23 protein-coding genes are annotated in these 25,151 nt (G+C 71.3%); 12 read left to right on the forward strand and 11 right to left on the reverse strand.

Annotated elements, in window-relative coordinates:
* Positions 1-107: 107 nt before the first annotated feature.
* Genes ACIRD8_RS00400 through ACIRD8_RS00410 form a run of 3 tightly spaced genes read left to right on the forward strand, consistent with a single transcriptional unit; the run spans position 108 to position 2,463 of the window.
* Entirely contained in the window at positions 108-809 is a 702-nt protein-coding gene (locus ACIRD8_RS00400; protein ID WP_403984446.1) for a TerB family tellurite resistance protein, read from the forward strand.
* Between the two features lie 54 nt (positions 810-863).
* On the forward strand, positions 864-1,610 hold the full coding sequence (recO, locus tag ACIRD8_RS00405) for a DNA repair protein RecO (protein ID WP_014156371.1): 747 nt from the start codon (positions 864-866) through the stop codon (positions 1,608-1,610).
* Between the two features lie 22 nt (positions 1,611-1,632).
* Entirely contained in the window at positions 1,633-2,463 is an 831-nt protein-coding gene (locus ACIRD8_RS00410) for an isoprenyl transferase (protein ID WP_403984448.1), read from the forward strand.
* A gap of 63 nt (positions 2,464-2,526) precedes the next feature.
* Here ACIRD8_RS00410 and ACIRD8_RS00415 read toward each other — a convergent pair whose 3' ends face one another.
* From ACIRD8_RS00415 to ACIRD8_RS00430, 4 genes are all read right to left on the reverse strand, one after another.
* A complete protein-coding gene (locus ACIRD8_RS00415; protein WP_403984450.1) occupies positions 2,527-2,961 on the reverse strand; it encodes a Fur family transcriptional regulator in 435 nt (144 codons plus the stop codon).
* A gap of 66 nt (positions 2,962-3,027) precedes the next feature.
* Entirely contained in the window at positions 3,028-3,927 is a 900-nt protein-coding gene (locus ACIRD8_RS00420) for a metal ABC transporter permease (RefSeq protein WP_403985598.1), read from the reverse strand.
* Positions 3,927-4,703 (reverse strand): metal ABC transporter ATP-binding protein, encoded by a 777-nt coding sequence (locus ACIRD8_RS00425; RefSeq protein WP_403984452.1) that lies wholly within the window; start codon positions 4,701-4,703, stop codon positions 3,927-3,929. Before ACIRD8_RS00425 ends, ACIRD8_RS00420 begins: the two co-directional genes overlap by 1 nt.
* 41 nt (positions 4,704-4,744) lie before the next feature.
* Positions 4,745-5,734: a metal ABC transporter solute-binding protein, Zn/Mn family gene (locus ACIRD8_RS00430; RefSeq protein WP_403984454.1), complete on the reverse strand. Its 990-nt coding sequence runs from the start codon at positions 5,732-5,734 to the stop codon at positions 4,745-4,747.
* A 258-nt stretch (positions 5,735-5,992) separates the two neighbouring features.
* On the opposite strand from ACIRD8_RS00430, the gene ACIRD8_RS00435 reads away from it, so the two are divergent.
* The 3 genes from ACIRD8_RS00435 (at position 5,993) to ACIRD8_RS00445 (ending at position 8,056) form a co-directional block, all read left to right on the forward strand.
* The gene (locus tag ACIRD8_RS00435; RefSeq protein WP_099172485.1) at positions 5,993-7,375 is read left to right on the forward strand and encodes a glycine--tRNA ligase; all 1,383 of its coding nucleotides are present in this window, start codon (positions 5,993-5,995) and stop codon (positions 7,373-7,375) included.
* Positions 7,376-7,469: 94 nt separating this feature from the next.
* Positions 7,470-7,673: a hypothetical protein gene (locus ACIRD8_RS00440; RefSeq protein ID WP_403984456.1), complete on the forward strand. Its 204-nt coding sequence runs from the start codon at positions 7,470-7,472 to the stop codon at positions 7,671-7,673.
* A gap of 185 nt (positions 7,674-7,858) precedes the next feature.
* A complete protein-coding gene (locus ACIRD8_RS00445; protein WP_403984458.1) occupies positions 7,859-8,056 on the forward strand; it encodes a DUF6243 family protein in 198 nt (65 codons plus the stop codon).
* A 75-nt stretch (positions 8,057-8,131) separates the two neighbouring features.
* On the opposite strand, the gene ACIRD8_RS00450 is transcribed toward ACIRD8_RS00445, so the two are convergent.
* Positions 8,132-9,553, reverse strand: coding sequence for an MFS transporter (locus tag ACIRD8_RS00450; protein WP_403985599.1), 1,422 nt, complete (start codon positions 9,551-9,553; stop codon positions 8,132-8,134).
* Positions 9,554-9,702: 149 nt separating this feature from the next.
* On the opposite strand from ACIRD8_RS00450, the gene ACIRD8_RS00455 reads away from it, so the two are divergent.
* From ACIRD8_RS00455 to ACIRD8_RS00475, 5 genes are all read left to right on the forward strand, one after another.
* Positions 9,703-10,605 (forward strand): helix-turn-helix transcriptional regulator, encoded by a 903-nt coding sequence (locus ACIRD8_RS00455; RefSeq protein WP_403984460.1) that lies wholly within the window; start codon positions 9,703-9,705, stop codon positions 10,603-10,605.
* Positions 10,606-10,650: 45 nt separating this feature from the next.
* The gene (gene dusB / locus ACIRD8_RS00460) at positions 10,651-11,799 is read left to right on the forward strand and encodes a tRNA dihydrouridine synthase DusB (protein ID WP_403984462.1); all 1,149 of its coding nucleotides are present in this window, start codon (positions 10,651-10,653) and stop codon (positions 11,797-11,799) included.
* A 573-nt stretch (positions 11,800-12,372) separates the two neighbouring features.
* Positions 12,373-15,084: a pyruvate, phosphate dikinase gene (ppdK, locus tag ACIRD8_RS00465; RefSeq protein WP_403984464.1), complete on the forward strand. Its 2,712-nt coding sequence runs from the start codon at positions 12,373-12,375 to the stop codon at positions 15,082-15,084.
* Between the two features lie 506 nt (positions 15,085-15,590).
* Complete coding sequence (locus ACIRD8_RS00470; protein ID WP_403984466.1) at positions 15,591-16,592, forward strand: ArsR/SmtB family transcription factor; 1,002 nt, start codon at positions 15,591-15,593, stop codon at positions 16,590-16,592.
* Between the two features lie 116 nt (positions 16,593-16,708).
* Positions 16,709-17,119 carry a VOC family protein gene (locus ACIRD8_RS00475; RefSeq protein WP_403984468.1) on the forward strand — a complete coding sequence of 137 codons (411 nt, stop codon included), beginning with the start codon at positions 16,709-16,711 and terminating at the stop codon, positions 17,117-17,119.
* A 58-nt stretch (positions 17,120-17,177) separates the two neighbouring features.
* On the opposite strand, the gene ACIRD8_RS00480 is transcribed toward ACIRD8_RS00475, so the two are convergent.
* From ACIRD8_RS00480 to ACIRD8_RS00495, 4 genes are all read right to left on the reverse strand, one after another.
* On the reverse strand, positions 17,178-18,344 hold the full coding sequence (locus ACIRD8_RS00480) for an alkaline phosphatase PhoX (RefSeq protein ID WP_403984470.1): 1,167 nt from the start codon (positions 18,342-18,344) through the stop codon (positions 17,178-17,180).
* 116 nt (positions 18,345-18,460) lie between these two features.
* The gene (gene nirD, locus ACIRD8_RS00485) at positions 18,461-18,820 is read right to left on the reverse strand and encodes a nitrite reductase small subunit NirD (RefSeq protein ID WP_403984472.1); all 360 of its coding nucleotides are present in this window, start codon (positions 18,818-18,820) and stop codon (positions 18,461-18,463) included.
* The gene (gene nirB / locus ACIRD8_RS00490; RefSeq protein WP_403984474.1) at positions 18,817-21,405 is read right to left on the reverse strand and encodes a nitrite reductase large subunit NirB; all 2,589 of its coding nucleotides are present in this window, start codon (positions 21,403-21,405) and stop codon (positions 18,817-18,819) included. The genes nirD and nirB overlap by 4 nt, the downstream gene beginning before the upstream one ends.
* A complete protein-coding gene (locus ACIRD8_RS00495; protein WP_403984476.1) occupies positions 21,405-22,646 on the reverse strand; it encodes an NAD(P)/FAD-dependent oxidoreductase in 1,242 nt (413 codons plus the stop codon). The genes nirB and ACIRD8_RS00495 overlap by 1 nt, the downstream gene beginning before the upstream one ends.
* Positions 22,647-22,773: 127 nt before the next feature.
* Between ACIRD8_RS00495 and ACIRD8_RS00500 the strand changes: the two genes are divergently transcribed.
* The gene (locus ACIRD8_RS00500) at positions 22,774-23,565 is read left to right on the forward strand and encodes a sulfite exporter TauE/SafE family protein (RefSeq protein ID WP_403984478.1); all 792 of its coding nucleotides are present in this window, start codon (positions 22,774-22,776) and stop codon (positions 23,563-23,565) included.
* A gap of 61 nt (positions 23,566-23,626) precedes the next feature.
* On the opposite strand, the gene ACIRD8_RS00505 is transcribed toward ACIRD8_RS00500, so the two are convergent.
* Both ACIRD8_RS00505 and ACIRD8_RS00510 read right to left on the reverse strand, forming a co-directional pair.
* Complete coding sequence (locus ACIRD8_RS00505) at positions 23,627-24,259, reverse strand: class F sortase (protein WP_403984480.1); 633 nt, start codon at positions 24,257-24,259, stop codon at positions 23,627-23,629.
* Between the two features lie 23 nt (positions 24,260-24,282).
* Entirely contained in the window at positions 24,283-25,011 is a 729-nt protein-coding gene (locus ACIRD8_RS00510; protein WP_403984482.1) for a hypothetical protein, read from the reverse strand.
* Between the last annotated feature and the right edge of the window lie 140 nt (positions 25,012-25,151).

Raw genomic sequence — 25,151 nt, forward strand, 5'->3', positions numbered from 1 at the left:
CCATATCCCGGGGTTTTGACCTCCGGGATACTGACGCCGCATCACGCATGTGGCTAACATCACGTCCTACGCGGCAATGTTGCCGTGGCATTACGGAGGTGTGCGACGTGCGGACAGCCAAAGGACAACGCGCCACAGGACTGCGCATCTACGGCATCCGCACCGTCTGGGAAACCGTCGGCGACGGCGAGTTCTTCTGCCCGTGCTGCGGCGGCGACCGCAACTACCGGCGCCTCACCGGGCGCCACCGCCTCACCGTCCTCGGAGTGCCCCTGCTGCGCCGGGGGAGTGCCGGTCCCGTCGTCGAATGCGCCGCCTGCGGGACGCACTGCGCGCCCGACTCCCTCGACCACCCCACCACCACCCGCTTCTCGGCGATGCTGCGGGAGGCCGTGCACACCGTCACGCTCGCCGTGCTCGCCGCGGGCGGCACCACCTCCCGTACGGTCCTGGAGACCGCCGCGGCCACCGTCCGTGACGCGGGACTCGACGACTGCTCCCAGGAGCAGCTCTTCACCATCGTCGAGGTGCTCGCCGCCGACACCGGGGCCGGCGACGGGGCCGACCCCGCCGCCGAGGCCTGCGGCGCCGCCCTCGCCATCGAGCTCCACGAGGTCCTGAAGCCGCTCGCCCCGCACCTGGCCGTGCCCGGCCGCGAGGCCGTCCTGCTGCGGGGCGCCCGGATCGCGCTCGCCGACGGCCCGTACACCCAGGCGGAGCGCGAGGTGCTGACCACGGTGGGCAGCGCGCTCCAGCTCTGTCCCACGGACACGGCGAAGCTGCTGGAGGCGGCGCGCACGCCTTCGTAGGGCTTCCGGGCCCTCGTGGGGCCCCCGAGCGGCCCGGTGGGCGACAATGGGCGTATGAGCTTGTTCCGGGACGACGGCGTCGTGCTGCGTACGCAGAAGCTGGGCGAGGCCGACCGGATCATCACGATCCTGACCCGCGGCCACGGGCGGGTGCGCGCCGTCGCCCGCGGGGTGCGCCGCACCAAGTCCAAGTTCGGGGCGAGGCTCGAACCCTTCTCCCATGTGGACGTGCAGTTCTTCGCACGCGGCAGCGAACTGATCGGCCGGGGCCTTCCCCTGTGCACGCAGAGCGAGACGATCGCTCCGTACGGCGGCGGCATCGTCTCCGACTACGCCCGCTACACCGCGGGCACCGCGATGCTGGAGACCGCCGAGCGGTTCACCGACCACGAGGGCGAGCCGGCCGTCCAGCAGTACCTGCTGCTCGTCGGAGGGCTGCGCACCCTCGCACGCGCAGAACACGCGCCGAACCTCATCCTGGACGCGTTCCTGCTGCGCTCCCTGGCGGTCAACGGCTACGCCCCGAGCTTCGTCGACTGCGCCAAGTGCGGAATGCCCGGACCGAACCGTTTCTTCTCCGTCGCGGCGGGCGGCGTCATATGCGGCGACTGCCGGGTGCCCGGCAGCGTCGTACCCTCGGCGGAGGCCGTCGAACTGCTGAGCGCACTGCTCACCGGTGACTGGGAGACGGCCGACGCGTCCGAGGCGCGTCATGTCAGGGAGGGGAGCGGGCTCGTGTCCGCCTATCTGCACTGGCATCTGGAGCGCGGACTGCGCTCGCTGCGGTACGTAGAGAAGTGACACAGGGAGACGAGAGAAGCCCATGGCAGTACGCGGGATGCTCGGCGGCCGTAACCGGCGTGAGTACAAGACCCCCGAGCCGCACCCCTCCGGCGCCACCCCGCCGAAGATCCCCGGCGAGCTCGTGCCCAAGCACGTCGCCGTCGTGATGGACGGGAACGGCCGCTGGGCCAAGGAGCGGGGACTTCCGCGCACCGAGGGCCACAAGGTCGGTGAGGGCGTCGTCATGGACGTCCTCAAGGGCTGCATCGAGATGGGCGTCAAGAACCTCTCGCTGTACGCGTTCTCCACGGAGAACTGGAAGCGTTCGCCGGACGAGGTGAAGTTCCTCATGAACTTCAACCGCGACGTCATCCGCCGCCGCCGCGACGAGATGGACGAGCTCGGCATCCGTATCCGCTGGGTCGGCCGCATGCCGAAGCTGTGGAAGTCCGTCGTCCAGGAGCTCCAGGTCGCCCAGGAGCAGACCAAGGACAACGACAAAATGACGCTGTACTTCTGCGTCAACTACGGCGGCCGGGCCGAGATCGCCGACGCGGCGCAGCGCATCGCCCAGGACGTCGCCGAGGGGAAGCTCGACCCCTCGAAGGTCAACGAGAAGACGTTCGCGAAGTACATCTACTACCCGGACATGCCGGACGTGGACCTCTTCGTACGCCCCAGCGGTGAGCAGCGCACGTCCAACTACCTGATCTGGCAGAGCGCGTACGCCGAGATGGTCTTCCAGGACGTCCTGTGGCCCGACTTCGACCGCCGCGACCTGTGGAACGCCTGCCTGGAGTTCGCCCGGCGCGACCGGCGCTTCGGCGGCGCGGAGGAGATCACCAAGGACGAGAAGACCGCCGAGGGCTGAGAGCACGCGGAGGGGGCCCCGTCGCCGGGGCCCCCTCCGAGGCCGGTCGTGCTGTGCCGGGGTTCAGTCCGCGGCGCCCGCGCAGTCCGCGCAGGTCCCGAAGATCTCCACCGTGTGGGCCACGTTCACATAGCCGTGCTGCGAGGCGATGCTCTCGGCCCACTGCTCCACGGCAGGTCCTTCCACCTCGACGGCCTTGCCGCAGACGCGGCAGACCAGATGGTGATGGTGGTCACCCGTCGAGCAGCGCCGGTAGACGGCCTCGCCCTCGGTCGTGCGCAGGACGTCGACCTCGCCGGCGTCGGCGAGGGACTGGAGCGTGCGGTAGACCGTGGTCAGTCCGACCGAGTCGCCCCGGTGCTTGAGCACGTCGTGCAGGTCCTGGGCACTGCGGAACTCGTCGACCTCGTCGAGCGCCGCCGCGACCGCCGCCCGCTGCCGGGTCGACCGGCCGCGCACCGGAGCCGCGTTCGTGCCACTGATCGGCGCCGTCGCCACAGCTGCCTCCTCGTGTCGCCCGTACGTATGTCGGGGCCATTGTGCCAGCCCGTCCCGTCGGTGCGGTCACACCTGGACGTCGTCCTGGGCCGGACGGGCCGCCGGTACCTCCAGGGTGCACCGGTCCGCCTCGCTGTCGTCGCCCCTGGCCCGCCTGCGGGCCAGCGGCGTGGCGAGCGCCGTGAGCACGATGAACGTGGCGATGGCCAGCAGCACGATCGTCGCGCCGGGCGGCACGTCCCGGTAGTACGAGGTCACGGTGCCGGCCAGGGTGACGGCCGTACCGATGACGACGGCCAGGACGAACGTCACCTTGAAGGACTTCGCGATCTGCTGCGCGGCGGCGACCGGCACCACCATCAGCGCGCTGACCAGCAGCAGGCCGACGACCCGCATCGCCACGGTCACGGTCACCGCGGCCGTCACGGCGACCAGCAGGTTGAGCGCGCGTACGGGCAGGCCGGTGACCCGGGCGAACTCCTCGTCCTGGCTGACCGCGAACAGCTGCCGCCGCAGCCCCACGGTGACCAGCACCACGAACGCGGCCAGGACGAGGATCGTGGTGACGTCCTCCTCCGAGACCGTCGACAGGGAGCCGAAGAGGAACGAGGTCAGGTTGGCGTTGGAGCCGGTGTCCGAGAGGTTGATCAGCATCACCCCGCCCGCCATACCGCCGTAGAACAGCATGGCCAGGGCGATGTCGCCGCGGGTGCGCCCGTACCAGCGGATCAGCTCCATCACGACCGAGCCGGCCACGGCGACGAGCGTCGCCATCCAGACCGGGTTGGTGGAGAGCAGGAAGCCGAGGCCGACACCGGTCATCGCGACGTGCCCGATGCCGTCGCCCATCAGGGCCTGGCGGCGCTGGACCAGATAGATGCCGATGGCGGGCGCGGTGATGCCGACCAGGACGGCCGCGATCAGGGCCCGCTGCATGAAGGGGGGGTTCAGGAATTCCAGCATGATCAGGTCAGCAGTCCCGTCCGGACGGGCTCGGAGGCCGCGTGGGGGTGTACGTGGTCGTGGCCGGGCAGCGCGTGCTGGCCGACGGCCTCGGGGGGCGGTCCGTCGTGCATGACACAGCCGTCGCGCAGGACGATCGCCCGGTCGATCAGCGGTTCCAGGGCGCCGAGCTCGTGCAGGACGAGCAGCACCGTCGCCCCGCCGGCGACCTGCTCGCGCAGCGTCGAGGCGAGGATCTCCTGGCTGGCCAGGTCGACGCCCGCCATCGGCTCGTCCATGATCAGCAGCTCGGGCTCGGCGGCGAGCGCGCGGGCGATCAGGACCCGCTGGTGCTGGCCGCCGGAGAGGGCGTTCACGGAGTCCTTGGCGCGGTCGGAGAGGCCGACGAGCTCGATGGCCCGGTCCACGGCCGCCCGGTCCGCCCGCCCCGGCAGCCTGAGCCCCGTACGGGACAGGCGCCCGGAGGCGACGACCTCGCGGATCGTGGCGGGGACGCCGCCGGCCGCCGTGGTGCGCTGCGGTACGTATCCGACGCGGGCCCAGCGGCGGAAGCGGCGCAGCGGGGTGCCGAACAGCTCGACGGTCCCGCCGGTGAGCGGCACCTGGCCGATGACGGAGCGTACGGCTGTGGACTTGCCGGATCCGTTGGCACCGAGCAGCGCCACGACCTCGCCGCGGTGGACGGTGAGGTCGACACCGCGCAGCACCGGGCGAGCACCGAGCGTCGCCGTGGCTCCGCGCATGCTGATCACGGGTTCTGGCGTACTGGGCTCGGGCATGATCGCCTCCGGTGCTGCTGCGGGTTCGGATGCTGCGGGGGTCACTTCGCGCCGAGGGCCTTCTGGAGCGCGGTGAGGTTGGACTGCATGACCTCGATGTAGTCAGCGCCCGCGGACTTGTCCGTGATTCCCTCCAGCGGGTCCAGGACGCCGGTCTTCAGGCCGAGGTCCTTCGCCAGCGTCTTCGCGGTCTTGTCGCTGGCGAGCGTCTCGAAGAACACGGTGGTCGCGTTGGTCTCCTCGGCGACGTGGTGGATCTCGTCGATCCGGGCGGGGCTGGGCTCGGCCTCGGGGTCGATGCCGGCGATGCCCTCCTGGGTGAGGCCGTAGCGCTCGGCGAGGTAACCGAAGGCGGAGTGCGTGGTGATGAAGGTCTTCGTCGCGGTGTTCTTCAGCCCGGTCCCGTAGGCCTTGTCGAGCTTGTTCAGCTCGGCGACCAGGGTGTCCGTGTTCTTGCGGTAGTCGGCGGCGTGGTCCGGGTCGGCCTTCTCCAGGGACTTGCCCACGCCCTCGGCGACCTCGGCGTACTTCACCGGGTCCAGCCAGATGTGCGGGTCGAGGCCGGCCTCCTCGCCCTCGTGCCCGTGCTCCCCGTCCTCGTGGTCCCCGTGCTCCTCGCCCGCGGCGTGGTCGTGGCCCTCGACCTCGGAGCCGTGGTTCTCCAGCGTGGTGAGCTTCGCCGCGTCCACGGTGTTCTTCACGCCGGCCTGGGCGACGGCGTCGTCGACGGCGGGCTGGACGCCCTTGAGGAAGAGGATGTAGTCGGCGTCGCCGAGGCCGCCGATCTGCCGGGGGGAGAGCTCCAGGTCGTGCGGCTCGGTGCCCGGCTCGGTGAGGGTGGTGACGGAGACGTGCGACCCGCCGATCTCCTCGGCCAGGAACTGCATCGGGTAGAAGGACGCCACCACGTCCAGCTTGCCGTCGCTCCCGCCCTCGGCCGCGTCGGAGGAGGAGCAGGCGGAGAGCGCGGTGAGGCCGAGGGCGACTGCTCCGGCGACGGCGGCTGTGGGTATGAGGCGGCGTACGTTCATGACAGTCATTTTCAACAAAAGTGGAAACGATTGTCAACAAGGCTGATGAGATGCCCGGATCCGAACCCGGTGACCGCGATGCGCCCCACCGATTTGATATGGGGGGTGCGCCCGCCGGTAATCTGGGGTATTCGCCCGCCCGCACCCGACCATCACCCCCCACCGAGGCGCTCCGCGCCCCTGGCTGTACGTCTTCCCTCACCGAGGCGTTCGCGCCGCCCCCCTGTCCAGTTCCGCCGTCGTAATGAAGAGAGCACCGTGGCCGCCGACAAGATCGACACCATCGTCAGCCTGAGCAAGCGCCGTGGCTTCGTCTACCCCTGCAGTGAGATCTACGGTGGCCAGAAGGCCGCCTGGGACTACGGACCCCTGGGCGTCGAGCTGAAGGAGAACCTCAAGCGCCAGTGGTGGCGCTACATGGTCACCTCGCGCGAGGACGTGGTCGGTCTCGACTCGTCGGTCATCCTGGCCCCCGAGGTCTGGGTCGCGTCGGGCCACGTCGCCACGTTCTCCGACCCGCTCACCGAGTGCACCTCCTGTCACAAGCGCTACCGCGCCGACCACCTGGAGGAGGCGTACGAGGAGAAGCACGGCAAGCCCCCGGTCAACGGCCTCGCCGACCTCAACTGCCCCAACTGCGGCAACAAGGGCACCTTCACCGAGCCCAAGCAGTTCTCGGGCCTGCTCTCCACGCACCTCGGCCCGACCCAGGACTCCGGCTCGGTCGCCTACCTGCGCCCCGAGACCGCCCAGGGCATCTTCACCAACTTCGGCCAGGTGCAGCAGACCTCGCGCAAGAAGCCGCCGTTCGGCATCGCGCAGATGGGCAAGTCCTTCCGGAACGAGATCACTCCGGGCAACTTCATCTTCCGCACCCGCGAGTTCGAGCAGATGGAGATGGAGTTCTTCGTCAAGCCGGGTGAGGACGAGGAGTGGCAGGAGTACTGGATGCAGCAGCGCTGGAACTGGTACACGGGCCTCGGCATGCGCGAGGAGAACATGCGCTGGTTCGAGCACCCGCAGGAGAAGCTCTCCCACTACTCCAAGCGCACCGCCGACATCGAGTACCGCTTCCGCTTCGGCGGCAGCGAGTGGGGTGAGCTGGAGGGCGTCGCCAACCGCACCGACTACGACCTCACGGCGCACTCCAAGGCGTCCGGCACGGACCTCTCCTACTTCGACCAGGAGAAGAGCGAGCGCTACACGCCGTACGTCATCGAGCCGGCGGCCGGTGTCGGCCGCGCGATGCTGGCCTTCCTCCTCGACGCGTACAGCGAGGACGAGGCCCCCAACGCCAAGGGCGTCATGGAGAAGCGCGCCGTGATGCGCCTCGACCCGCGCCTCGCGCCGGTCAAGGTCGCCGTCCTGCCGCTGTCCCGCAACCCGCAGCTGTCGCCGAAGGCCAAGGGCCTCGCCGCCGACCTGCGGCAGAACTGGAACATCGAGTTCGACGACGCGGGCGCCATCGGCCGCCGCTACCGCCGCCAGGACGAGATCGGCACGCCGTTCTGCGTCACCGTCGACTTCGACACCCTCGACGACAACGCGGTGACCGTGCGCGAGCGCGACACCATGAAGCAGGAGCGCGTCTCCCTGGACCAGATCCAGAGCTACCTCGGCTCCCGCCTGCTGGGCTGCTGAACGCACTCGACCTCATAACGAAGCCCCCGGTTCCGGCGTACGGAACCGGGGGCTTCGTGCACACTGGGCGCACTCGTCCACAGGGAGGCCCCACATGCCGTCCATGACCACGAGCAAGGTCACCAGATGGGACCAGCACGGCCGTGAACACATCGTCCACGTAAGGAAGTCGGGGATGCAGCGGCAGCTGACGTGCGAGACCTGCGGCTGGCGCAAGGGGGCGCAGTTCCTGCCCTGGCTCAAGGCCGAGGAGCACCTGACCGAGGTCCACCAGGCCACGGTCGACCCGACCGCCTGAGCCCGGCGCCGGGGCGCGGCCGGAAAAAGCGGATGAGGTGCCCTGCCCGCCGGGGTACCTTCTTGGCTATGTCTTCGTTCTTCCAGATCTACGAGTGAGCGCGCGACGGGCCCGACCGGCCCGTCGCCCATCGGATCGATCACGACACGTCATCCTCACTTCCTCACCACGAATGGGAGAACCCCGTGGCCAAGAGCCGCAACAACCTCCTCGGCGTCGGCGGACAGCGCAAGAAGCTGTCCCGCGCCGAACAGCAGGGCGCGGGCCCCGCGCGCGACAACGACCGCAAGGCCGCCGAGGACAAGAAGCAGGAGCTGGTGCGCAAGATGCGTGAGCGCGCCGCCGCCGCGGCACCGGCTCAGGACGAACCGGCCGAGAGCTGACCTCCTCGCACCACGCACCACCCGTACGACCACGGGCCCGGACCACCTCGATGGCCCGGGCCCGTGTCCGTCCCCTCACCGCACCGTGCGGGGCAGCCGCAGGCTCAGCAGGGTCGTCAGGACGACGGCCGACAGCTGCACCAGCAGCGTCACGATCAGCGCGTCCCGCATCCCCTGGCCCGGCACCAGCGCGAGGAACAGCGTCCCGAGCGTGGCGACCCCGAGCGCCAGGGCGGCCTGCTGGGTCGTCGTCATCACGCCGCCGCCCACCCCGGCCCGCTCGGCCGGTACGTCGGACAGCACGATCCGGAACAGCACGGGCAGCTGGAGCCCCTGCCCCAGGCCCGCGATCGCGACGCCCGGCAGCAGCCCGAGCAGTCCCAGGTCCGGCCAGCCGCGCCACACGGTCAGCGCCAGCACCGTGACGCCCACAGCCTGGATCAGGCCGCCGGCCGTCACGACCCGGCTGCCGAAGCGCCGGACCAGCCGGGGGCCGGCCAGCGAGGCCAGGAAGAAGGCGGCGGCCATCGGCGCCAGGGACAGCCCCGCGGCGGCCGGACCCATCTCCAGGCCCTGCTGGAGGGCCACCGCGATCACGAACATGAAGCCGCCGAAGCCGATCGAGAACGGCACCACCAGCGTCAGGCCGCGCCGCAGCGAATCCAGCCGCAGCAGGCTCGGCGGTACGAGCGGGGTACGGCCCTGCGCGTCGGCCTTGCGCTCCACCCGGTAGAAGGCCATCGCGGCGAACGGGAACAGGCCGAGCGACACCCAGGTCCACAGGGGCCAGCCCGCGGCGCGGCCCTCGGTCAGCGGGGCCAGGAGCGTCACCAGCGAGACCGCCAGCAGCAGCGTGCCTGGCACGTCGACGGGGGCGGGCCGGTCCGAGCGGCTCTCCGGCACCGAGCGGACGGCCAGGACCAGCCCCACCAGGGCCACCGGGACGTTCACCAGGAACACCGACCGCCAGCCCGCGCTCTCCCCGAACACCGAGGACAGCGGGGCGGCGGAGACCAGTACACCGCCGAGGATCTGGCCGGCGACCATGGAGAGGCCCGCGGTCGCCCCGTACAGGCTCATGGCCCGCGCCCTGCGATGTCCGGCCGTGGCGGACTGGATGGTGGCGAGCACCTGCGGCAGCATCAGGGCCGCCGCCGCGCCCTGCGCCACCCGCGCCCCCACGAGGGTCCAGGCGTCCGGGGCCAGGCCGCAGGCGAGGGAGGTGAGGCCGAAGGCGGCCATCCCGATGAGGAAGAGCCTGCGCCGTCCGGCCATGTCGCCGAGGCGCCCGCCGAGGACGAGCAGCACGGCGTAGGAGAGGCCGTAGCCCGCGACGACCAGCTCCAGCAGGGCGGGGCCCGCGGCCAGGTCGTGGTCGATGGTGGGCAGGGCGACGTTGACGATGAAGAAGTCGATGAGCGGGAGCGCCGCGCCGAGCAGCACGGTGAACAGCCCGAGCCCGCCGAGGACCGGCGCCGGGTGGTCGTACCGTGCCACGGAGGCGCGGGTGGCGGATGGGTTCGTCAGTACGGAGGATTCACTCACGACAACGACGATGGACCCGCACTCAGCCTGGTACCAGAGTCTCCTTATCCTGGTACAGGGAGCACCTGGCAATACGCCCGGAGATTCGGCACGCTGGGAACATGACGACGACCGTGGCGACCGGGACACCCGGGGCAGACATCCGGCGGCACGAGCTCGCCGGTTTCCTCCGCAGCCGTCGCGAGCGGATCACCCCCGAGCAGGTGGGGCTGCCCCGCGGCCGCCGCAGGCGGACCCCGGGACTGCGCCGCGAGGAGGTCGCACAGCTCTCGGCCGTCGGCGTCACCTGGTACACGTGGCTGGAGCAGGCCCGCGACATCCAGGTGTCCCCGCAGGTCCTGGACTCCCTGGCCCGCGCGCTGCTGCTCGACCGCAGCGAGCGCACCCATCTCTTCGCCCTCGCCGGGGCCGTCGACCCGGCACCGGGCTCGGACTGCACCGGTATCACCCCGGTGTTCCAAGAGATGCTCACGCGCCTGGAACCGTTCCCGGCGTGCATCCAGAACAGCCGGTACGACATCCTCGCCCACAACCGCACCTACGGCCGGCTGCTGTGCGACCTGGACGCCGTCGCCCCCGAGGACCGCAACTGCATGCTGCTCGCCTACCTCAATGAGGAATGGCGTGAGTCCGTGGTCGATCTGCCCGGGATGCGCAGGGTGATGGCCGCCAAGTTCCGGGCCGCGATGGCGGAACACCTGGCCGAGCCCGCCTGGAAGGCGCTGCTGGGGCGGCTGGAGGCGGCCTCGCCCGAGTTCGGCGAGATCTGGGCCCGGCACGAGGTCGTCGGCTCCTCGAACCGCACCAAGATCTTCCGTAACTCCCGGGTGGGGATGCTCAGGCTCGACCACACCGACCTGTGGCTGGGGCCCTCGGCGGGGCCGCGCATGGTGACGTACGTCCCCTCGGACGAGCAGTCCCGGCTGGGGCTCGAGCGGCTGATGGAGTCGGTCCTCGCGGAGTCCCCGCAGGCGCCCCGTGCGGGGTCCCTCGCCGAGGTCTGAGCGGGCGGCATCCGGACCACCGCCCGCGTACGGGACAATGGGGCCATGACCACGCTCGCCCCCGCCCTCCCGCTGCTCAGGATCGGCCCGCACACCGTGCAGCCGCCGGTCGTGCTCGCCCCCATGGCCGGCATCACCAACGCGCCCTTCCGCACCCTGTGCCGAGAGTTCTCGGGCGGCAAGGGGCTGTTCGTCAGCGAGATGATCACCACGCGGGCGCTGGTCGAACGCAACGAGAAGACCATGCAGCTGATCCACTTCGACGCGAGCGAGACCCCGCGTTCGATCCAGCTGTACGGGGTGGACCCGGTCACCGTCGGCAAGGCGGTCCGCATGATCGTCGACGAGGACCTCGCCGACCACATCGACCTGAACTTCGGCTGCCCCGTCCCCAAGGTCACCCGTAAGGGCGGCGGCTCCGCACTCCCGTACAAGCGGCCGCTCCTCCGCGCGATCCTCCGTGAGGCCGTGGCCGAGGCGGGCGACCTCCCGGTCACCATCAAGATGCGCAAGGGCATCGACGACGACCACATGACCTACCTCGACGCGGGCCGCATCGCCGTCGAGGAGGGCATCACGGCCGTCGCCCTGCACGGCAGGACCACCGCCCAGCACTACGGCGGCACGGCCGACTGGGACGCCATCGCGCGCCTCAAGGAGCACGTCCCCGAGATCCCCGTCCTCGGCAACGGCGACATCTGGAGCGCCGACGACGCGCTGCGGATGATGCGTGAGACGGGCTGCGACGGCGTCGTCGTCGGCCGGGGCTGCCTGGGGCGCCCCTGGCTCTTCGGCGACCTCGTCAGCGCCTTCGAGGGCACGGGGACGAGGCAGGCGCCCGCCCTGCGCCAGGTCGCGGACGTCATGCTGCGTCACGCGACGCTGCTGGGGGAGTGGATCGGCGACGAGAGCCGCGGAGTGATCGACTTCCGTAAGCACGTGGCCTGGTACCTCAAGGGCTTCGCGGTCGGCTCGGACATGCGCAGGAGGCTCGCGGTCACCTCGTCCCTGGAGGAGCTCGGCGGACAGCTCCAGGAGCTCGACCTGGACCAGCCCTGGCCGGACGGCGCGGACGGCCCCCGTGGGCGTACCTCCGGCAACAACCGGGTGGCGCTGCCGGACGGCTGGCTCAAGGATCCGTACGACTGCGCGGGCGTGGGCGCCGAGGCGGAGCTGGACACCTCGGGCGGCTGAGCGCCCCCCTGCACCCGGGGCACCGAGTGCCCCCAGAACGAGTCCGCTCAGATGAGCGGGCTTTTCTGCTGGATACGGTGCGTTCCCCCGCGCTTTCCCGGCAGACGTGTGGGCCCGCTCTCCTTCCGGGGCCACCCCCTCGCTCTCCGTCAGTAACAGGTAGCTCTGGGGTGACCGTTCGTCGGCCCGACGGCGTCCGGATGATGACATCTGAGCGCGAGCGAGGGCGTGATTCTCGCCACCCTTGAGGGAGGGTTGGCTCAGATGAGCACTCTTTTGGATGCTGTACTTCTCAAATGGCGGCACTGGGTGCCAGGCGGGTTTACTTTGATCGATCAAATCATCCATCACTGTGCGTCAGAAAATAGCGCAGATGTGCACACCCTTCGTGATGATGACTTCAAGAAATGAACGATCCTCGTCCATCCGGTGTACCGCCGCGTTACTTTCGATCTGCTGGCGGACGGGTGGTTGAGCCCTCATGACGCGCAAGTGGGCGTACCCAGACACCTTCGATCTGGGTATGTTCCTCGCCGTCAGGGCAGCCACCGCGTCCTCGAGGAGTCGAGACCCGTGTCGGAACACAAAGATCCCCAGAAGTTCGTCTACGACTTCACCGAGGGCAACAAGGATCTGAAAGATCTTCTGGGCGGCAAGGGCGCCAACCTCGCCGAGATGACCAACCTCGGGCTGCCCGTCCCTCCGGGCTTCACCATCACCACCGAGGCGTGCAAGGTCTACCTCGACAGCGGTGACGAGCCGGCCGAGCTGCGCGACGAGGTCGGCGCGCACCTCGCGGCGCTCGAGCAGCGGATGGGCAAGAACCTCGGCCAGGCCGACGACCCGCTGCTGGTCTCCGTCCGCTCCGGCGCGAAGTTCTCGATGCCCGGAATGATGGACACGGTCCTCAACATCGGTCTCTCCGACGCCTCGGTCGTCGGGCTCGCCGCCCAGGCCGGCGACGAGCGCTTCGCCTGGGACTCGTACCGCCGCCTCATCCAGATGTTCGGCAAGACGGTGCTCGGCGTCGACGGCGACCTCTTCGAGGAGGCCCTGGAGGCCGCCAAGGAGGCCAAGGGCGTCACCGTCGACGTGGACCTGGACGCCGCCGACCTGAAGAAGCTGGTCAAGCAGTTCAAGAAGATCGTCACCCGGGACGCGGGCCGCGACTTCCCGCAGGACCCGCGTGAGCAGATGGACCTGGCCATAAAGGCGGTCTTCGACTCGTGGAACACCGACCGGGCCAAGCTCTACCGCCGCCAGGAGCGCATCCCCGGCGATCTCGGCACGGCCGTCAACATCTGTTCGATGGTCTTCGGCAACCTCGGCCCCGACTCGGGTACGGGCGTCGCCTTCACCCGTGACCCGGCCAGCGGCCACCAGGGCGTCTACGGCGACTACCTCCAGAACGCGCAGGGCGAGGACGTCGTCGCGGGCATCCGCAACACGGTGGCGCTCGCCGAGCTGGAGACGATCGACAAGGCGTCGTACGACCAGCTGATGAAGATCATGGAGACGCTGGAGACCCACTACAAGGATCTCTGCGACATCGAGTTCACCATCGAGCGCGGTCAGCTCTGGATGCTCCAGACGCGGGTCGGCAAGCGCACCGCCGGTGCCGCCTTCCGCATCGCCACCCAGCTCGTCGACCAGGGCCTCATCGACGAGGCCGAGGCGCTCCAGCGGGTGAACGGCGCCCAGCTCGCGCAGCTGATGTTCCCGCGCTTCGACGACGCGGCCAGCACCGTCCTGCTGGGACGCGGGATCGCCGCCTCGCCGGGCGCGGCCGTCGGCAAGGCCGTCTTCGACTCGTACACCGCCGTCAAGTGGTCGCGGTCCGGCGAGAAGGTCATCCTGATCCGCCGCGAGACCAACCCCGACGACCTCGACGGCATGATCGCGGCCGAGGGCATCCTGACCTCGCGCGGCGGCAAGACCTCGCACGCCGCCGTCGTTGCCCGCGGCATGGGCAAGACCTGTGTCTGCGGCGCCGAGGAGATCGAGGTCGACACCAAGCGCCGCCGGCTCACGGTCGGGGACACCGTGGTGGAGGAGGGCGACCTCGTCTCCGTGGACGGTTCCACCGGCAAGGTGTACCTGGGCGAGGTACCCGTCGTACCGTCCCCGGTCGTCGAGTACTTCGAGGGCCGCATGCACGCGGGCGCCGACGACGCCGACGAGCTCGTCGCCGCCGTGCACCGGATCATGGCGTACGCCGACCGGGTGCGCCGGCTGCGGGTGCGGGCGAACGCGGACAACGCCGAGGACGCCTCGCGGGCCCGTCGCTTCGGCGCCCAGGGCATCGGCCTGTGCCGCACCGAGCACATGTTCCTCGGTGAGCGCCGCGAGATGGTCGAGAAGCTGATCCTCGCCGACACCGACGACGAGCGCGAGGCCGCGCTGGAGGCACTGCTGCCGCTCCAGAAGGCCGACTTCATCGAGCTGTTCGAGTCGATGGACGGACTGCCCGTCACCGTGCGGCTGCTCGACCCGCCGCTGCACGAGTTCCTGCCCGACATCACGGAGCTCTCCGTCCGTGTCGCGCTCGCCGAGTCCCGCAAGGACGCCAACGAGAACGACCTGCGCCTCCTGCAGGCCGTGCACAAGCTGCACGAGCAGAACCCGATGCTCGGCCTGCGCGGAGTGCGCCTCGGCCTGGTCATCCCGGGTCTGTTCGCGATGCAGGTCCGGGCGATCGCGGAGGCCGCGGCGGAGCGCAAGAACGCCAAGGGAGACCCGCGCGCCGAGATCATGATCCCGCTCGTCGGCACGGTCCAGGAGCTGGAGATCGTCCGCGAGGAGGCCGACGGTGTCATCGCGGAGGTCGAGGCGGCCACCGGTACGCAGCTGAAGCTGAGCATCGGCACGATGATCGAGCTGCCCCGCGCCGCACTGACCGCCGGCCAGATCGCCGAGGCCGCGCAGTTCTTCTCCTTCGGCACGAACGACCTCACCCAGACGGTGTGGGGCTTCTCCCGCGACGACGTGGAGGCCTCGTTCTTCACCGCGTACCTGGAGAAGGGCATCTTCGGGGTGTCGCCGTTCGAGACGATCGACAAGGACGGCGTCGGCGCCCTCGTGCGCAGCGCCGTGGAGGCCGGCCGGGCCACCCGTCCCGACCTCAAGCTCGGCATCTGCGGTGAGCACGGCGGGGACCCGGAGTCGGTGCACTTCTTCCACGAGGTGGGCCTGGACTACGTCTCCTGCTCCCCGTTCCGCATTCCGGTCGCCCGGCTGGAAGCGGGCCGCGCCGCCGCCGAATCGCGGGGCAGCGACAGCCGCTGAGCCCCGGCGGAAGCGCCTGACACGACTCCGGATACCGCCGGCGGATGACAGAGACCCTCATCGGTCCTCCGGCGGGCCGGATTACCCGGAAGCGGCGGCACCCTGTGCGGGGGTGCCGCCGCTTCGTCAATTTGAAAAGCGAACCACTTAAAGTGCCCGGTGAGTGCCCCGCAACTGGTTGCCTTTTCACCGTTCGGTGCGCAAATCGAGGACGTACGGCCTGGGTGCGGCCCGGGGATCCCCACCCCCGGACCGCACCCGCTTACCCCTGCCGGGTACGGAGCCGCACCGTCGCTCACCGCCGCCGAACAGGCGAAGCCCCCCACGGCCCTCACCCGCTCATTCGGTGACGCCGGATGCGTACCCGACGTCGTACAGCTTTTCGGCTGGAGGGGATACGGGCGAGACATTTCAACTGTGGCCGAAACTCCGTGGTGACCTCCTGTGACGCTGTGCATACGCTTCGGCGGGGGCAATTGCGGGTGCAACAGGTGGGGGTTTCGGCGGTGCTGCGTATCCATGTGTCCGGAGTGGACCTTTCGCGTGTGCGGATGGCCACGAGGCCGGACGCGATGTGGGAGACCATTCTCAGTTTTCACCGGTTGCGGGACCGGCGCGGTTCGACGGTGTTCGGGAAATGGCGGAAGGAATCCCGCAGCCGGCTGAATGGTGAAGCGCGGCTGCTGTCCGCGGTCGTTCCGCCCCGCGGCTATTTCCCCGACTTCCTGACGCCCTCCGGGGAAGGCGCCGAGCCGCTCGGGCTCGATGCCGGGATCGAGGTGCTGCGTGACACGCCCACGGACCGCATCCGCGGCGAACTCGCGCTGCTGACGGGGAACGGCACCCCTGCCCGGCGACACGCGCCCATGGCCGTGCCGGAGGCGCTGGCGGAGGGGCGTACGGAGCCGTTGGGCCGCCTCATCTCCGCGCTGCGCGCCTACCACCGCGCCGCGGTCGAGCCGTACTGGCCGCACATCCGGGCGAGCGTCGAGGCCGACCGTGCCGTCCGGGGCCGCGCCCTGCTGGACGGCGGCGCCGACGAGCTCCTGGCCACCCTGCCGCCGATGATCCGCTGGCGGGCCCCGGTCCTGGAGGCGGACTACCCCGTCGACCGTGAGCTGCGCCTGGACGGACGGGGTCTGCTGCTCCAGCCGTCGTTCTTCTGCCGGGGCACCCCCGTCGTCTACCGCGACCCCGGCCTCCCGCCGGTCCTCGTCTACCCGGTCACCCACCCCGGCGCCCCGGCCGACGCCGGGCCCGGCCCCTGGCTCGGCCGGCTCGTGGGCCACACCCGCTCCGCGGTCCTGCGGTCCATAGGCAACGGCTGCACGACGAGCGAGCTGGCCCGCAGGACCGGGGTCTCCCTCGCCTCGGCGAGCCAGCACGCCTCTGTGCTGCGCGAGGCCGGCCTGGTCCGCACCCTGCGCCACGGCAGCTCGGTCCTGCACACGCTCACCCCGCTGGGCGCCGCGCTGCTCAGGGGCGGAGCCCCGCTCGCCGTGCCGTGAGAAGCCGCTCGCGCCCGGAGCGATGAGTTCTGCGGGCGGTCCCGGTCTACCTCTTGTGAGCGCTCGTACGGAGCGCGCGGGAGCACCCAGGGTGCCGGACGGAAGAGTTGGGAACCATGCCTCAGATGATCTTCGTGAACCTGCCGGTCAAGGACCTCGGAACGACCAAGAACTTCTTCGCGAAGCTCGGCTACGGCTTCAACCCGCAGTTCAGCGACGACACGACGGCCTGTCTGGTCATCAGTGACACGATCTTCGCCATGCTGATCAGCGAGCCGCGCTTCAAGGACTTCACCAAGAAGGAGATCGCCGACGCCTCGGTGACGACCGAGGTCCTCATCGCCCTGAGCGCGGACAGCCGCGAGAAGGTCGACGAGCTGGCCGACGCCGCGCTCGCCAACGGCGGCTCGCCCGCCAACGACCCGATGGACGAGGGCTTCATGTACGGCCGCTCGTTCCAGGACCCGGACGGCCACATCTGGGAGGTCGTCTGGATGGACCCGGCCGCCGTCGAGGGCCAGGCCTGACACCTGGCGGGGCAGCGGTCGCGGAGCCGGCGCCGCGACCGCTGCCTCACGAGGTGGATCAGGAGCGGAACGGCCCCGTGACCTCGTACGTGATGCCGCCGGACGAGCTCCCGCTCGTCCCGCGCTGCGAGGAGAAGTAGAGCCGCCTGCCGTCCGGCGAGAAGGCCGGACCGGTGATCTCCGAGCCCGACTGGCCGCTGATCCGCAGGAACGGGGCGACGGTGTCGTCCGGGGTGATCAGGCAGATCTCCATGTTCCCGCCGTCCTCCGCGACGTACAGGTCACCGGAGGCGGCGCGGGTGACGTTGTCGACCCCGGTCAGCGGGGCGGCGCCGCCCGTGACGAGCGAGTCGTCGTAGACGAGCGAGAGGGACGAGGCGTTCGCGTCGTACGCCCACACCCGGTTGTCGCCCTTGGTGGTGAACCAGCAGGTGCCCGCCGCGTAGAAGCAGCCCTCGCCGCCGTTGAAGACCTTGGCGCCGGACACCTGGTAGCGGGTCTGGGCGGGCGATCCGTCCGGGTCGGGGACCGTCGTCCAGGTCACCGGGCCCGAGGTGCCGGTCCCCGCCACCAGCACCTGGAGCGTGCCGGACGACAGGGTGCCCCAGGCGGTGGGCCGGAAGCGGTAGAAGCGGCCGTCCGTCTCGTCCTCGGTCAGGTAGACGTAGCCGTGATCGGGGTCCGCGGCCGCCGCCTCGTGCTTGAACCGGCCCATCGCGGGGCGCTGCACGGCGGCGTTCACCCCCCAGGGGTCGGTCTCGTACACGAAGCCGCGGGTGACCTCCTCGCAGGACAGCCAGGTGTTCCACGGGGTCCGGCCGCCCGCGCAGTTGGTGTTCGTGCCGGACAGGGTCCGGTACGCCGAGGTGACGGTCCCCGAGGAGTCGAAGCGCACCGCGCTCGCCCCGCCGCCGCTGCTCGCGGACACCTCCGCGTTGGAGACGTAGATCCAGCCGCCGCCGTCGCTGAAGGTGGCCCCGCCGTCCGGGGCGCTGTGCCAGGTGTACGAGGTGCCGGGGACGGTCTGCCCGGAGCGGGCGATGATCCTGCTGGTGAAGCCGCTCGGCAGCAGGATGCCGTTGCTGTTCGCCGCCTGCAGCGCACCGTAGGGGCCCGCGGCCGGCTGGGCCGGGTCCGCGAGGGCGGCACCCCGCCACAGGGTGCCGCCGAAGGCCGCCGCCGAGCTGCCGATCACCGCTGTGCGCAAGAAGGTCCGACGTTCCACGATCACTCCACGGGTGACGTGAGGGCCCGCCGGTCCGGTCGGCCCGGCGGGTCGAACGTCAGGACAGTAGAGGCGAGTGGTTGACGGAGCGGCAACAGCCGGTGAACGGACCGGAGTCAGTCCCCGCGGACCGGGAAGACCGGCACGGTGACGTCGTCGTCGTCCAGGCAGGCGCCCGTCTCCAGGTCGAAGCGCTGCTTCAGCAGCGGCGACGCGACGAACGGCCGCCCCCCGGCGGAGCCGACCAGGCCCCGGGAGAGGACGTACGCCCCGGTGAACGGGTCGCGGTTGTCGATCGCGTACGCCCGTCCCGCCCGGTCCACGAACAGGGCCACCTGCCGGCCGTCCGGGAGGAGCGCCGCCACCCCGCGCCCCGGGGTCAGCAGCGCACGGTCGCAGACCGTCAGCCAGCCGTCCCCGTCCGCGAGCTGGATCGTCCGGGTGTCCTGCGCCGTTTCCATGATCTGGGTCGTCATCGGGAGGTGGTCCCTTCAAGAGTACGGATGGCGAGCACCGGGCCCGCGAGGATGTCCAGGTCGGGCTTGACCTGATCGCGCTCGGGGACGAACTTGACCGAGGGGTCGGGTGCGTCGGGGGCGTTGACGAAGGTCACGAAGCGCCGCAGCCGCTCCGGGTCGTTGATGGTCTCGGCCCACTCGTCGCGGTAGCCGGCGACGTGGTCGGCCATCAGCCGCTCCAACTCGTCGCAGAGGCCCAGCGAGTCGTGGACGACCACGTCGCGCACGTGGTCCAGGCCGCCCTCGATCCGGTCCAGCCAGGTCGAGGTGCGCTCCAGACGGTCCGCCGTGCGGATGTAGAACATCAGGAACCGGTCGATGAGACGGACCAGTTCGGCGTCGGAGAGGTCCTGGGCGAGCAGGTCCGCGTGGCGCGGGGTGGCGCCGCCGTTGCCGCCGACGTACAGGTTCCAGCCCTGCGCCGTGGCGATGATCCCGAAGTCCTTGCCGCGGGCCTCCGCGCACTCCCGGGCGCAGCCCGAGACCGCCGACTTCAGCTTGTGCGGGGAGCGCAGCCCCCGGTAGCGCAGCTCCAGGTCGATGGCCATCTTCACCGAGTCCTGCACGCCGTAGCGGCACCAGGTCTGCCCCACACAGGACTTGACCGTGCGCAGCGACTTCCCGTACGCGTGCCCGGACTCGAAGCCCGCGTCCACCAGGCGCGTCCAGATCAGCGGCAGCTGGTCGACGCGGGCGCCGAACAGGTCGATCCGCTGCCCGCCGGTGATCTTCGTGTAGAGGCCGAAGTCCCGGGCCACCTCGCCGATCACGATCAGCTTCTCCGGGGTGATCTCGCCGCCGGGGATGCGCGGCACGATCGAGTACGAGCCGTTGCGCTGGAGGTTGGCCAGGAAGTGGTCGTTGGTGTCCTGCAGGGCCGCCTGCTCGCCGTCCAGGACGTAGCCGCTCGCGCCGACCGTCGGGGCCAGCGAGGCGATGATCGAGCCGACCGTGGGCTTGCAGACCTCGCAGCCGTCGCCGCCCCGCGCCGCCTCACGGCCGTGCGAGTCCAGGAGACCGGCGTACGTCGTGACGCCCAGGGTGCGGACGATCTCGTACAGCTCGCTGCGGGTGTACGAGAAGCAGCCGCACAGCCCCTGGTCCGTGGGCTGCGGCAGCAGCTGGCCGATGACCTTGACGCAACTCCCGCAGCCGGTACCGGCCTTGGTGCACTTCTTCACCTCGGGGAGCGTGGTGTGCTCGCAGATCGCGCCCTTGGTGACGTTGTGGCAGGAGCAGATCACGGCCTCGTCGGGCAGGGAGGACGGGCCGAGGGTGACCGGGCCGCCCGCACCGGCCGGCAGCACCAGCTGCTCCGGGGCGACCGGGAGCACCGTGCCGGTCATCGGCCGCAGCGTGCCGTACTGGTCGGCGTCACCCACCAGGACGCCGCCGAGCAGCGTGCCGTCCTGGCCGATCACCAGCTTCTTGTAGACGCCCGAGCGGGAGTCCGCGTACACGACGTCGAGGCAGCCCTCGGCCGCGCCGTGCGCGTCACCGAAGGAGGCGACGTCCACCCCGAGCAGCTTCAGCTTCGTCGAGAGGTCCGCGCCGGTGAAGGAGGCCGCGTTGCCCGCGATCACCTCGGCGACCGCCAGCGCCATCTCGTAACCAGGCGCCACCAGCCCGTAGACCCGGCCGTCCGACGCGAGTGCGCACTCGCCGATCGCGAAGACGGCGCTGTCGGAGGTGCGGCACTCCTCGTCGACGATGATGCCGCCGCGCGGGCCGACCGCCAGACCGCAGTCGCGGGCCAGCTGGTCCCGGGGGCGTACGCCGGCGGAGAAGACGACGAGATCGGTGGCGAGCGAGGAACCGTCCGACAGGGACATGCCGTCGACCCGGCCGTCCTCGCCCGCGGTCACCTCCTGGGTGCCGACACCCGTGTGGACGGTCAGGCCCATGTTCTCGATGGTGCGCAGCAGTGCGGCGCCACCGCCGTCGTCGACCTGGACGGGCATCAGCCGGGGGGCGAACTCCACTACGTGCGTGCTGAGTCCGAGGCCCTTCAGGGCGCCCGCGGCCTCCAGACCGAGGAGCCCGCCGCCGACGACCGCGCCGGTCGTCGCGGTCCTCGCGTACTCCTCGATCGCGAGGAGGTCCTCGATGGTGCGGTAGACGAAGCAGCCCTCGGCGTCCTTGCCGGGGACCGGCGGCACGAAGGGGTACGAGCCGGTGGCCAGCACCAGCGTGTCGTACGGGAACGTCTCCCCGGAGCGCGCGGTGACGGTGCGCGCCTCACGGTCGATGCTCTCCGCAGGGTCGCCGACGCGCAGCTCGATGCCGTGGCGCTCCATGAAACCGGCCTCGACGAGCGAGAGGTCCTCCGGGGTCTTCCCGGCGAAGTACGAGGTCAGCTGTACGCGGTCGTACGCGGGGCGGGGCTCCTCGCAGAGCACGACGACCCGGGCGGTGCCCGCGGCGGCGGTCAGGCCGCGGTCGGCGAGCGCTTCCAGGAACCGCTGTCCGACCATGCCGTGCCCGACGACCACGATCGTCGGCACGCCTGCGGTGGGGGCGGTCGGGGGAGTGGACACCGGCATCAGAAGCCTCCGTCGTTGGTGAGCAGGTGGAGCAGGGACATGCCGGCGGGGAGGGCGTCGTCGTCCTGCCAGGTCCGGGCGAGGGTGCCGACCGCGGCGAGATCGCCGAACAGCACCCCGCCCGCCAGCCGGTCGCCCCGGACGACGACCGTCCGGTACGCGTTCCGGGTGGCGTCGGCCAGCCGGATCACGTCGTCGCCGGGCAGCGGGCGGGAGTCGCCGAAGGCGGCCAGGTCGAGCCCGCCGACGGGAGCGGCGGCGGTGGCGGGTGCTGGGGCGGGGGAGCGCAGGGTCAGCCTGGTCAGCGCCCTGGTGCCGGTGTAGCGGGCGGGGCGTCCGGCCAGCACCTCGGACAGTACGTCGGCCTGTTCGAGCGCGGCACCGGCCAGCCCGTAGACCGTGCCGTCGTGCTCGGCGCAGTCGCCGACGGCGTGGACGTACGGGTCCGAGGTGCGCAGCTCGTCGTCCACGACGACGCCCTTGCGGACCTCCAGGCCCGCCGCCTGTGCCAGGCCCGCCCTGGGGCGGACCCCGCAGGCCAGCACCGTGATCTCGGCCTCCAGCTCGTAGCCGTCGGCCAGTTCCACGGCCCGCACCGCCGGGGTGTCCCCGTCGGTGCAGCGCAGCCCGCGCACCCGGCACTCGGTGTGCACCTCGACCCCGAGGGCCTCCAGATGACGGCGCAGCATCCCGGCCGCCTCGGCGTCCAGCTGCCGCTCCATGAGGTGCTCGCCCTGCTGGGCCAGCACCACCTGGGCGCCGCACTCGGCCAGGGCGCGGGCTGCCGACACCCCGAGGAGCCCGCCGCCGATGACCACGGCGCGCACACCGGGGCGTACCGCTTCGCGCAGGGCCAGGCAGTCGTCGAGGGTGCGGAAGGGATGCACCCCGTCCGGCAGCGTGTTGCCGAGGCCCCGCAGCGGTGGCAGCACCGGGTTGGAGCCGGTGGCCAGCACGAGGCGCTCGTAGCCGATGACGCTCCCGTCGTCGCAGAGCACCCGGCGCTCCGCCCGGTCGATCCGCACGGCACGCACCCCGCGCCGCACCTCGGCGGGCGGCAGCGCGATCACGTCCGGCTCGTACCGGCCGGCGAGCACCTCGGCCAGCAGCACCCTGTTGTACGGGGCGTGCGCCTCCTCGCCGATGACGGTGACGCCGGGGACCCGGGCGGCGAGCCGCGCGCCCGCCATCCCGGCGCCGATCACCACCACCCGTGCCGCGTTCTCCGTCTGTGTCCTCATGTCCTTGAGAGTGCGCGGCGGGTGTTACCCGACCGCATCCCTCCTGTTTCCCGGGAGGAACCTTGCGCTCAGCGCGCACGGACGACCTCTGTGAGGGCGCCGCGGCGGCCCGTCTAAGGTCGTGAGCATGCCTGAGACAACCCTCACCACCCTGGTCCTGCTCTGCCTGGCCGCCGCCGCGGCCGGCTGGATCGACGCCGTGGTGGGCGGTGGCGGGCTGCTCCTCCTGCCCGCCCTGCTGCTCGGGCTCCCGCACGTCCCGGCCGCGCACATCCTCGGGACCAACAAGGCCGTCGCGATCGTCGGCACCTCGGGCGCCGCCGTGACCTACGTGCGCAAGGCGCCGGTGCGGGTGGGGACCGCCGTACGGATCGGGCTCATGGCGCTCGTGGGATCGATGACCGGCGCCTTCTTCGCCGCGGGCATCAGCAGCGACGTCCTGCGCCCGGTGATCATGGTGGTGCTGCTGGCGGTCGCCGCCTTCGTGATGCTGCGGCCGTCCTTCGGCACGGCGGCGGCCGGTGACGGCACGGACAGGAAGGTCACCCGGGCCCGCACGGTCACTGCGATCGTGCTGGTCGGCGGTGGTATCGGCTTCTACGACGGGCTGTTCGGGCCCGGCACCGGCACCTTCCTGGTGCTGGCGCTGACCGCCGTGCTCCACCTCGACCTGGTCACCGCCTCCGCCACCGCCAAGATCGTGAACGTCTGCACCAACGGCGGCGCGCTGGCGATGTTCGCCTACCAGGGCACCGTCCTGTGGCAGCTGGCCGCGCTGATGGCCGTATTCAATCTGGCGGGCGGGATGCTCGGGGCGCGGATGGCCCTCAGGAGGGGCAGCGACTTCGTCCGCGGGGTCCTGCTCGTGGTGGTGTTCTCGCTGGTCGCCAAGCTGGGCTTCGACCAGTGGACGGCCTGACCGGAGTTCCGGCCCCGGCCGGACGCACCACGGTGAGCCCGGTCAGCGCACCTCGGTGAGGTCAGCGCACCTCGGTGAGGTGGGCGTACGCCACCACGTTGCCCTGGTAGCCCGTCTCGCGGGTGAAACCGCCCCCGCAGGTGATCAGCCGCAGAGAGGCGTGCGCGGTGGCGCCGTAGACCCGCTTGTCCGGGAAGTCGTCGTTCTCGTACACCTCGACCGCGTCGACCGAGAAGACCGCGGTCGTGCGGTCCCCGCGGTCGATCTCGACCTCGGCACCCTTCTTCAGGGAGCCGAGGGCGTAGAACACGGACGGCCCCTCCGCGTTGTCGACGTGGCCGGCCACTATCGCGGTGCCCTTGGCGCCGGGCGGTGTGCCGTCCTCGTACCAGCCCGCGAGATTGCGGTTGCCCGCGGGCGGTGCGTCGAGGCTGCCGTCCGGGCCCAGTCCGAGACCCGTCATCGGTGCGTCCACGCCGATGCCCGGGATGCGGATCCTGACCGGTGCGGAGGGGCGCAGGGGTGCGGCGACCCGGGTGCCCGGCCGTGGCTCGGAGCCCGCCGCGAAGGCCTCGGCGGTGGACGGCTGGGGGGCGACGGTCCGGGGGGCCGCGCCGTTGTGGACCAGCCATACGCCGCACAGTGCGGCGATGCCCACCAGCCAGACCCTGGTCCTCAGTGCCGTCCTGTCCACGTCCCGTCCTCCGCCGGCCGCCCTCAGTGGCGCGGGCCGCCGGCCCGGCGGCGGCGCAGGAGCAGGGCGCCGCTGAGGGCCGCCGCCGCGACGAGGCCGGCACCGGCGGCGAGCTGGGCGGTATCGGGGGCGGCGCTGCCGCCCACGCCCGTCCCGACGTGCCCGGAGGGCCGGCTGGGGCTGGGACTGGGGGAGGTGGTGGGCCTGTGGCCCGGGGGCACGGGGGGCTTCGCGGATCCGGGGTCGGTGCCGGGGCCGGTCCCGTCCGGGGGTGCGGGGCGGGTCCCGGGGGCCGTTCCGGTGCCGGGCTGCCGGAGCGTTCCGGCCTCGTCCCCGGTCCCTGCCTCCTCCGTGCCCGGCTCCTCAGTGCCCGGCTCCTCCGTGTCCGGCCAGGAGGGTTCCGTCACGGCAGCCGGGTCCTCGGCCGCGTCCAGGTCCCCGAACGGTTCCGGTTCGTCGGCCGGTTCCGGGATGTCGGTCACCGGGATGTCGGCCGCCGGGTCGTCGGCCACCGGGTCGTCGGCCGTGCCGAGGCTCCCGGCCGCTCCCGGGTTCCCGGCCGCCGTCCCGCCCCCTTCGCAGAGGGCCTCCGTGCCGCTGCCCGCCGTGCCCTCGGCGCCGCAGTCCGCCGCGGCGGCGAACTCCGGTCTGCCGAGGCTGTCCGCGTGCGCGGACGGGATGGCGAGGCCGAGCGCGGCGGCGGTGAGGGCCGCGGCGGCGGTACCGGTCACGAGGCGGGCGGGGCAGCGCATGGGAATCCTCCGGGCAGACGGATGTGTCCTGCCTCCGAGGTAAGGGGCCCCGCCCCTCGGCCGCATGCTGACGCATGGTCAGCTTTCACCCGTACGGACCCGGGGAGCGCGCCCGTACGCGCGGTCCGGTGCAGGTCGCG

The sequence above is a fragment of the Streptomyces sp. NPDC102451 genome (genome assembly GCF_044765485.1).
Classification (GTDB): domain Bacteria; phylum Actinomycetota; class Actinomycetes; order Streptomycetales; family Streptomycetaceae; genus Streptomyces.